General features: G+C 68.5%; 10 protein-coding genes, 1 other RNA gene and 2 pseudogenes. 9 read left to right on the top strand and 4 right to left on the bottom strand.

The features are described from left to right. Positions 1–123: 123 nt before the first annotated feature. The 3 genes and pseudogenes from FQ389_RS10220 to FQ389_RS10210 all read right to left on the bottom strand — a co-directional run bounded on the left by FQ389_RS10220 (position 124) and on the right by FQ389_RS10210 (position 2,088). Positions 124–942: an SURF1 family cytochrome oxidase biogenesis protein gene (locus FQ389_RS10220; RefSeq protein ID WP_144207288.1), complete on the bottom strand. Its 819-nt coding sequence runs from the start codon at positions 940–942 to the stop codon at positions 124–126. Then, positions 935–1,432 carry a low molecular weight protein-tyrosine-phosphatase gene (locus FQ389_RS10215; protein ID WP_144207285.1) on the bottom strand — a complete coding sequence of 166 codons (498 nt, stop codon included), beginning with the start codon at positions 1,430–1,432 and terminating at the stop codon, positions 935–937. The genes FQ389_RS10220 and FQ389_RS10215 overlap by 8 nt, the downstream gene beginning before the upstream one ends. Next, positions 1,425–2,088 (bottom strand): annotated as a pseudogene (locus FQ389_RS10210) (HAD hydrolase-like protein). The gene FQ389_RS10215 and the pseudogene FQ389_RS10210 overlap by 8 nt, the downstream one beginning before the upstream one ends. A gap of 163 nt (positions 2,089–2,251) precedes the next feature. Between FQ389_RS10210 and FQ389_RS10205 the strand changes: the two are divergent. From FQ389_RS10205 to FQ389_RS19805, 8 genes and pseudogenes are all read left to right on the top strand, one after another. After that, entirely contained in the window at positions 2,252–3,292 is a 1,041-nt protein-coding gene (locus FQ389_RS10205; protein WP_260860658.1) for an esterase/lipase family protein, read from the top strand. Continuing rightward, positions 3,202–4,170 carry an Rv2231c family pyridoxal phosphate-dependent protein CobC gene (gene cobC / locus FQ389_RS10200; RefSeq protein ID WP_260860657.1) on the top strand — a complete coding sequence of 323 codons (969 nt, stop codon included), beginning with the start codon at positions 3,202–3,204 and terminating at the stop codon, positions 4,168–4,170. Before FQ389_RS10205 ends, cobC begins: the two co-directional genes overlap by 91 nt. Continuing rightward, positions 4,167–5,315 carry a Nif3-like dinuclear metal center hexameric protein gene (locus FQ389_RS10195; RefSeq protein ID WP_144207279.1) on the top strand — a complete coding sequence of 383 codons (1,149 nt, stop codon included), beginning with the start codon at positions 4,167–4,169 and terminating at the stop codon, positions 5,313–5,315. Before cobC ends, FQ389_RS10195 begins: the two co-directional genes overlap by 4 nt. Continuing rightward, positions 5,312–6,049: a zinc ribbon domain-containing protein gene (locus tag FQ389_RS10190; RefSeq protein ID WP_144207276.1), complete on the top strand. Its 738-nt coding sequence runs from the start codon at positions 5,312–5,314 to the stop codon at positions 6,047–6,049. The genes FQ389_RS10195 and FQ389_RS10190 overlap by 4 nt, the downstream gene beginning before the upstream one ends. Continuing rightward, positions 6,046–7,164 (top strand): bifunctional RNase H/acid phosphatase, encoded by a 1,119-nt coding sequence (locus FQ389_RS10185; protein WP_144207273.1) that lies wholly within the window; start codon positions 6,046–6,048, stop codon positions 7,162–7,164. Before FQ389_RS10190 ends, FQ389_RS10185 begins: the two co-directional genes overlap by 4 nt. Before the next feature lie 36 nt (positions 7,165–7,200). Continuing rightward, a pseudogene (locus FQ389_RS21600) lies at positions 7,201–7,323 on the top strand (hypothetical protein); the annotation flags it as partial. Beyond that, a complete protein-coding gene (locus tag FQ389_RS19810) occupies positions 7,324–7,512 on the top strand; it encodes a hypothetical protein (RefSeq protein ID WP_260860656.1) in 189 nt (62 codons plus the stop codon). It begins immediately after the preceding pseudogene. Between the two features lie 64 nt (positions 7,513–7,576). Further along, positions 7,577–7,723, top strand: coding sequence for a hypothetical protein (locus FQ389_RS19805; protein ID WP_260860655.1), 147 nt, complete (start codon positions 7,577–7,579; stop codon positions 7,721–7,723). Positions 7,724–7,792: 69 nt separating this feature from the next. Here the strand turns inward: FQ389_RS19805 and FQ389_RS19800 are convergent, their stop codons facing one another. Next, positions 7,793–7,906, bottom strand: coding sequence for a ferredoxin (locus FQ389_RS19800; RefSeq protein ID WP_260860654.1), 114 nt, complete (start codon positions 7,904–7,906; stop codon positions 7,793–7,795). 301 nt (positions 7,907–8,207) lie between these two features. Here FQ389_RS19800 and rnpB point away from each other — a divergent pair. Further along, positions 8,208–8,618: RNase P RNA component class A (rnpB, locus tag FQ389_RS10170), an RNA gene on the top strand. Positions 8,619–8,625: the final 7 nt, after the last annotated feature.

Raw genomic sequence — 8,625 nt, 5'->3', positions numbered from 1 at the left:
ACCCTCGGCGACGGGCGCCCGCCCAGCGCGGATGATCTGCGCCGGGCCGTCGTGCTGTCGCGGCTGGGTGCAGCTGGCGGCCGTCCTGAGCGTCGCTGCCATGCACCTGTTTTGCGACAGGCGCTACCGCTGCCGGCCGTAGCGGTCGGCGAGCTTTTCCTCGACCGTCATCTGGGCCTCGGTCTGCTCCTTGGCTTGGTGGCGGGCGCGGATCTCCGAGTAGGCGAAGTAGCCCAGGCCGATCGGAGCCAGGATGCCGAACGAGATCCATTGGATGCCGTAGGACAGGAACGGCCCCGCGTCGAGGTGCGGTACGCCGATGACGCCGAGGCCGCCCGGCTGGTTTTCCACCAGTTGCAGATACGACCCGGCCAGCGGAACCTTGGTCAGCACCGAGACCTGTTGGGTGTTGATCGAATACACCTGCTGGAAGCCGTCCCGGGTAAACGGCTCCTTGTCGTGCACGAGCGGCTCGGAGTCGCGCAGCCGGGCCGTGATGGTCACGGTGTCTTGCGGCGGGGGGGCGATCGGCGGGACGTGCGACACCGGCTCGGGGAGCACATAACCACGGTCGACGAGCACCGTCGGGCCATCGTCGACTACGAACGGCGCCAGCACCTCGAAGGCTTGGTCGCCCTCGATCGCGCGCAGCCGGGCTACTACCTGCAGGTCGGGCAGATAATGCCCCGTCGCGGTGACCCGACGCCACTGCTCGGCCGGCGCCGATGAATCCTGCTGCGGCAACAGGGTTTTCAGCGGCACTGGGGCGGTGTTCAGCGAGGTCTCGATCTGATGGTTCTCCCGCGACGTGCGGGTGTTCTTGCCCAGCTGCCACGGCGCCAACACCATGAAGCACAGGTAGGTGAATGCGATGACCACCAGGATCAGCGCTATCCAACCCGGCCGGAGCAAAAAGGCCAGCCGCGCCCGGCGTTCAGGCATCACCGTGCCCGTTCGCCGCCAGCCGCTCGTCGACCCAGGCGTGCAGCCCCGGCAAAGCGGCCTCGATGACCGCCAGCACTGCCTCGAAGTCAGCCGGATCGCCGTAGTACGGATCCTCGACGTCGGGGGCGTAGGCCCCCGAACGCGGGTCGAAGGAGCGCAGCATCCGGACCCGGTCGGCGTCGACACCCAGCTGCTGCAAGATTCGGAGATGGTTGCGGCCCAACGCCACCACCAGATCGGCGTTGAGATGATCGTCGTCGACCTGCACGGCGCGGTGGCCGGTCGAGTAGCCGTGCGCCCGCAGCACCCGGGCGGCGCGTTCGTCGGCGCAGCTGCCGACATGCCAGTTGCCGGTGCCGGCGCTGGTCACCCGCACGGCGTCACCCAGACCACGCTGCCGCAGCTGGTGGGCGAACATCTTCTCGGCCATCGGCGAGCGGCAGATGTTGCCGGTGCAGATGAACGTCACGTGCAAAGGCTCAGACACCCAGCGCCCTCCGCAGCTCGGCGACGGTGGCGGCGTGCGTGACGCCGGTGGTGGCGACGCGGTTGGCGAAATCGGCCTGGCCGTAGCCCCAGCCGACCACGACGGTGTCGATGCCGTGCGCGGCTACCCCGTCGACGTCGTGGCTGCGGTCGCAGACCATCAGCACCCGCTCGGGCAGCGGCTGCAGCTGGGCCAGCGTGTGCGCCAGCACTTCCTCTTTGCTCCGGCGGTTGCTGTCCGGGCAGGTACCGGCGATCACCTCGAAATACTGGTCGAGTTCGGAATGGGCGAGGATGCGCTGCGCCGTCGGCTCCAGCTTGGACGTGGCTACGGCCAGCCGCACACCGGCGGCCCGCAGGGTCTCGATCCCGTCGAACAGGGTGTTGATGGCGCCCAGCCCCGGGCGCCGTACTCGGCGCGGAATGCCGTGAACGCCCGTCGGCGTCCTCGCCCAGATCCATCGAGTGAAATGTCTCATCCATCGGCGGCCCGACGATCTGGGCGGCCAGATCGCCCTCCGGGATCGGGGCGCCGATCTGGCCGAGCGCACGCAGGAAGCTTGCGACGATACCCTCGGCGGAATCGGTCAGGGTGCCGTCGAGGTCGAAGATCACCAGCTGAGACGCCTGCCCGTGCGCCGAAACTGCTCCTGTCACGTCCCCATTCTCGTCGATGGCGGGCCGGCTGGCATCGAGGGTCGGGCACCCCGGCGTTGAGCGGTGTGCTTCGTGGGGATTCTTACGCTGCTAGCAAGAGGTTTCGGCGGCTACTCTAATTTGCTGCGCCGGTTGGCGCCCCGGCACAGCGGAAGGACGTACCATGACCATCAGCACCGTCACGGCCTGGGAGGAAGCGGAAATCGAACGCGCCAACGCCAGCGGGCTCACCCCGGTGGTGTTCATCCACGGTTTGCGGCTGCTGTCCAGCAGCTGGCAACGGTGGAGGGACCTGTTCGAGGCCAACGGTTACACGACGGTGGCCCCCGGCTGGCCCGACGATCCGGGCAGCGTCGGCGAGGCGTTCGAGCGTCCGGAAGTGTTCGCGCGCAAAAAGGTTCAAGACGTCACCGATCATTACCTGGAGGCCATCGATCGGCTGTCGAAGAAACCGGTGGTCGTCGGTCACTCGTTCGGCGGACTGATCGCGCAGAAAATCGCCGGCGCCGGGGCATCGCTGGTGACGGTGTCGATCGACATCGACAACGCGCCGTTCAGAGAAATTCTGCCGCTGCCGATCTCGGCGCTCCGATCGTCCTTCCCGGTGCTGAGCAATCCCGCGAACTACGGCAAGGCTGTTGCTTTGACGTTCGATCAATTCAAGTACGGGTGGGCCAACAACCTAGCCGACGCCGAGGCCAGGGAGCTCTACGACACCTACCACGTCCCGGCGCCGGGGCTGCTGCTGTTCCAGGTGGCGGTGGCGAATTTCAATCCGCTCAGCCAGATCCCGGGTGGAGGTCAAGAATCCCGACCGTGGCCCGCTGCTGATCGTCGCGGACGCGTACGACCACATCACTCCGTTGGCGGTCACCGAGGCCACCTTCAAACGCCAGTCCAAGCACAACCCGGGCGTGACGGAGATCGAGCGGATCCCCGGCCGGGGGCACTCGCTGGTGATCGACAACGGATGGAAAGAAGCCGCCGACGTCGCCGTGAGGTTTGTTCAGCGCTTCGCCTGATCGGCCCCCGCAGTCAGCGGCCGGGTGAGCCGCCCCGCGAGCGCGCACTAGTGTCTCACGGATGGCGAGTCCGGACCCGAGCCTGCTTGCGATGGGGCGCTATCACGGCGATCAGGCCGCCACGCCGGGGATGCTGGACTTTGCGGTCAACATGCGTCACGCGCACCCGCCGCAGTGGCTGATCGAGCGGCTGGCGGCGCAGCTGCCGGACCTGGCCCGCTACCCGGACGCCGAGGACGTGCACCGTGCGCAGGCCGCCGCCGTGCGGCATGGCCGCACGCCTGCCGAGGTGCTGCCGCTGGCCGGGGTGGCGGAGGTGTTCGCGTTGCTGCCCAACCTGCGCCCGGCCCGAGCGGCGATCATCGCGCCTGCGTTCACCGGGCCGGCCGTGGCGCTGGGGGCGGCCGGCGTGCCCGTGCATCACGTCGTGCTCGAGGCGGTGCCGCGGGACGCCGATCTCGTGGTCGGCAACCCGACCAACTCCACCTCGGTGCTGCACCGCCGCGAGCAGCTGCTGGCCTTGCGCCGGCCGGGACGGATCCTGGTGGTCGACGAGGCGTTCGCCGATTCGATTCCGGGCGAGCCGGAATCACTGGCCGCCGACCCGCTGTCCGACGTGCTGGAGCTGCGCAGCCTGACCAAGACGTGGGCGCTGGCCGGCCTGCGCGTGGGCTACGCTCTGGGCGCGCCAGAGTTGTTGGCGCGGTTGACCGCCCGCCGCGCGCACTGGCCGGTGGGCACGCTGCAGCTGACGGCGATCGCGGCGTGTTGTACGGCCGACGCGGCGCGGCTGGTGGCGCTGCGCGCCGAGATGGCGGCCGGCCTGACGGCGGTAGGTGTCGAGGTACTCGACGGTGCGGCGCCATTCCTGCTGTTTCGCAGCCCCGACGCCGTTCGGATACGAAAAAAACTGCAGGACAAGGGGATTGCGGTGTGCCGTTGCGACACCTTCGTCGGCCTGGACGAGCGGTATTCGCGAGCCGAGATCCGGCCGGAATGGCCGCTGCTGGCCGGAGCCATCGCGGAGTGTGTACCGGTGTCGAACGGGAGGCGCCGGTGAGCGTGCGTTTATGCGACGTCATCGCGGTGCTCGACGAGGCCTACCCGCCGCGGCTGGCCCGATCGTGGGATTCGGTCGGGCTGGTGTGCGGCGACCCCGGCGACATGCTGGACTCGGTCACGATCGCCGTCGACGCCACCGCGGCGGTGGTGGACGAAGTGCCCGACGGAGGCCTGCTGCTGACGCATCATCCGCTGCTGCTGCGCGGCGTGGACAAGGTGGCGGCCAGCACCCCCAAGGGCGCGCTGGTGCACAGGCTGATCCGGACCGGGCGGTCGCTGTTCACCGCACACACCAACGCCGACTCGGCGAACCCGGGTGTCTCCGATGCGCTGGCACAGGCTTTGGGCCTGACCGTGGAGGCCCCGCTGGAACCGGCGTCCGTGCTGGTCGATCTCGACAAGTGGGTAATCTACGTGCCGCGGGAAAACGCCGCGGCGGTGCAGGCCGCCGTGTTCGACGCCGGCGCCGGCCACATCGGCGACTACTCGCACTGCAGCTGGAGCGTCGGCGGCATCGGGCAGTTCCTGCCGCACGACGGCGCCAACCCGGCGATCGGCAGCGTCGGCGCCGTCGAGCAGGTCGAGGAGGACCGCTTCGAGGTCGTCGCTCCCGCACGGGCCCGGGCCACGGTGCTAGCGGCGATGCGCGCCGCCCACCCTTACGAGGAGCCCGCGTTCGACATCTTCGCCCTGGTGCCGCCGCCCGGCGACACCGGCCTGGGCCGCATCGGCAGGCTGGGACAACCGGAACCGTTGCGGGCCTTCGTCGCCCGCGTCAACGCCGCGCTGCAGCGAACCTCCTGGGGGGTGCGCGCCGCGGGCGACCCCGACCAAGTGGTGTCCCGCGTCGCGGTCTGCGGCGGGGCCGGGGATTCGCTGCTCGATGTCGTGGCCCGCGCCGACGTGCAGGTCTACGTCACCGCCGATCTGCGACACCATCCCGCCGACGAACATCGCCGGGCCTGTGCGGTGGCGCTGATCGACGTGGCGCACTGGGCCAGCGAATTCCCGTGGTGCGCACAAGCCGCCGACGTGCTGAGGTCCCACTTCGGGGCAGCCCTCGAGGTGCGCGTGTCCACCACCCGCACCGACCCGTGGAATCTTGGGCACCCCGGACACGAACTGTCTGGAGATCCGTCATGAAAGCCGAAGTAGTGCAACAACGTTCGTTGCTGGAGTTGTCCGAACTCGACTCCGAGCTGACCCGGGTCACGCACCGGGTCACCCGGTTGCCGCAGCGCGACGACATCGAGCGGATGCGCGGCGAACTTGACGCCACCAATGACCGGGTGGGTGCGCTGCGAATCGCGGTGGAGGATCTGGACGCGCAGGTGTCCCGGTACGAGGTCGAAATCGCCTCGGTGCGCCAGCGCGAAGACCGCGACCGGGCGTTGCTCGCCTCGGGTGCCACCGACGCCAAGCAGCTGGCCAACCTGCAGCACGAACTGGAGACCCTGACCCGCCGCCAGGCCAGCCTGGAGGATTCGCTACTGGAGGTCATGGAGCGCCGCGAGGAGCTGCAGGCGCAACTGGACACCGAGCAAGGTGTGATCGAAACGCTGCAAGCGGGTTTGGCCAGCGCGCAGCAGGCACTCGACGCGGCGCTCGCCGAAATCGAGGAGAGCCGCACCGAGCTCGCGGCCCGGCGGGACCTGCTGGCTGCGGAACTGGATCCCGCGCTGCGCGCCCTCTACGAACGTCAGCGCGCCGGGGGAGGCCCGGGTGCGGGACCGTTACTCGGACACCGGTGCGGCGCCTGCCGCATCGAGATCGATCGCGGTGAAATGGCGCGCATCACCGCGGCCGCCGACGACGACGTGGTGCGCTGCCCGGAATGCGGCGCGATCCTGTTGCGGGTCAAGGTGGCCGGGCGGTGAAGGTCATCGTCGAAGCCGACGGTGGGTCGCGCGGCAACCCCGGTCCGGCCGGCTACGGCGCGGTGGTGCACAGCGCCGACCGCGGGACCGCGCTGGCGGAAAGTATGGAGGCCATCGGCCGGGCGACCAACAATGTCGCCGAATACCGGGGCCTGATCGCGGGTTTGGAAGACGCCGCGCGGATGGGCGCTAGCGAGGTGGACGTGTTTATGGACTCCAAGCTGGTGGTCGAGCAGATGTCCGGGCGCTGGAAAGTCAAGCACCCCGATCTCGCCGAGCTACACGCCCAGGCGCGACGGCTGGCGGCACGATTCGACCGGATCACCTACACCTGGATCCCGCGTGAACGCAACAAGCATGCCGACCGGCTGGCCAACGAGGCGATGGACGCCGCCGCCGATCTGGACATCAAGACCCCCGAACTTGCGGCCGCCGAACCCGTGACCGAGATGAAAGATGTTGCACCGCAATCATTGTCATCGCAGGGATGGACCTGGACACGTGGCCACCAGGCCCGGCTGTTTTTGCTGCGAAACGGACAGACCGAGCTGTCGGTGCAGCGCCGGTACTCGGGGCGGGGCAACCCGGAGCTGACCGAGGTGGGACGCCGGCAGGCGCAGGCGGCGGCGCGTTATCTGGCCGCGCGCGGCGGAATCGCTGTGGTGATCTCCTCGCCCCTGCAACGCGCGTATGACACTGCGACGGTCGCTGCCAAGGCGCTGGGCCTGGACGTCACCGTCGACGACGACCTGATCGAGACCGATTTCGGCGCCTGGGAGGGGTTGACGTTCTTCGAGGCCGCCGAACGCGATCCCGAACTGCACACCCGCTGGCTGCGCGATACCAGCACGGAGCCGCCCGGCGGGGAAAGCTTCGATGCCGCACTCGAGCGGGTGCGCCGCGCACGAGACCGCATCACCACCGACCATCCCGGCTCCACGGTGCTCGTTGTCTCAGACGTGACGCCGATCAAGATGTTGCTGCGGATGGCATTGGACGCCGGGCCCGGAATCCTGTACCGGCTGCACCTCGACCTGGCATCGTTGAGCATTGCCGAGTTCTACGCGGACGGGGCGTCATCGGTGCGACTCGTCAATCAGACGGGCTATCTCTAGCGCAAAGGAGCCACACATGCCACGGCCAGCTGACCCATCGGGGAACTCGGTTCCCGCGGACTTGCGGGCGCTGGTGAGACCGGCGGTGCTCGACGAGTTGGCCCGCTGGGGATCGAGCGGTTCAGCGTCGAGACGCTGGCGGAGCGGGTCCGCCTGGACGTGGCGACGATTTATCGCTACTGGGGCGACCGGCAGGGGCTGATCGTCGACGCGGCGCTGGCCGATCTCGAGGCCTGGGGCACGGGAGCGGATACCGGGTCGCTGCGCACCGACCTGCACGCACTGGCCCGCGACGTGGCCTGCTCAACACCGAGGTCGGCCGCACCCTGCTGCGGGCGTTGGCGATGAGCCAGTGTGGACCGCACGACGACGAGACCCGAATGATGCTCTGGCGGGCGCGGTTTTGCGGTAGGTGCGCACCATCATCGACCGGGCGCAGGCCCGCGGTGAAATACGCGACGGGGTCAGCACGCTGTACTCGGATGCACCGATCGACGACGACTATTGGGCGGCCGTCGCCGACCTGGCCTGGCACGTCCTTGCCCGCCGCACCGGCTAGTTGACGCGGCGCAGCGTGATCGCCTGCTTCGGGCAGTTTCGTTCGTCGGTGATGGCCTGGGTTTCGAGGTCACCCAAGACGTTCTCGACGCACCACCGAGTGGCCGAGCTCGTCGGCGTCGAACACGTCGGGCGCCAGAGTGTAGCGTCCGTGACCGGTGCACAGGTCCAGATCGACCTCCACCCGCGTCATGACGCCGCGAACACCAGCGGCAGCGACTCCACACCGACCGCAGCGCGGCCGTGTACGTCAGCTGCGAACCCGGTTTGATCTCCAGGCTCGTCTCGCGCAACGCCTTGTACATGGGTTGCGTCTCCGCGAGACCCGTCACCGTCTGATCACGAATCCTTGGGCTTCTGTCATGCGGTCAGCGTCGCACCGACTGCTTATTTAAGCAACGATGGACAAAATTAGGTAATAGTCGGGCCGCCGCTTACAGGCCGCTGGCCAGGAGATTCGCCAGCGAGTACCGTATTCGTGCGGAGGAGTTGGCCGGGCGGCCGCGGCTCGCGCTCCCTGGGGCGACGAGTCGAGGAAAGTCCGGACTTCACAGAGCAGGGTGATTGCTAACGGCAATCCGAGGTGACTCGCGGGAAAGTGCCACAGAAAATAGACCGCCACCCTCGCGGTGGTAAGGGTGAAACGGTGCGGTAAGAGCGCACCAGCATCCCGGGTGACCGGGGTGGCTTGGCAAACCCCACCCGAAGCAAGGTCAAGAAGGCCGCACCGAAAGGTGCGGTTCGCGCAGGCGATTGAGGGTTGCTCGCCCGAGCCTGCGGGTAGACTGCTTGAGGCACCCGGCGACGGTGTGTCCAGATGGATGGTCGCCACCGCGCCGCCGTTGGTTCTGCCGCGGCGGCGGGCACAGAATCCGGCTTACAGGCCAACTCGTCCGCCCCGTA

This window comes from Mycobacterium tilburgii (genome assembly GCF_902168065.1).
GTDB lineage: Bacteria > Actinomycetota > Actinomycetes > Mycobacteriales > Mycobacteriaceae > Mycobacterium > Mycobacterium tilburgii.
The sequence above is the reverse complement of the archived record's forward strand: the minus strand, read 5'-3'. Positions and strand labels throughout refer to the sequence as shown.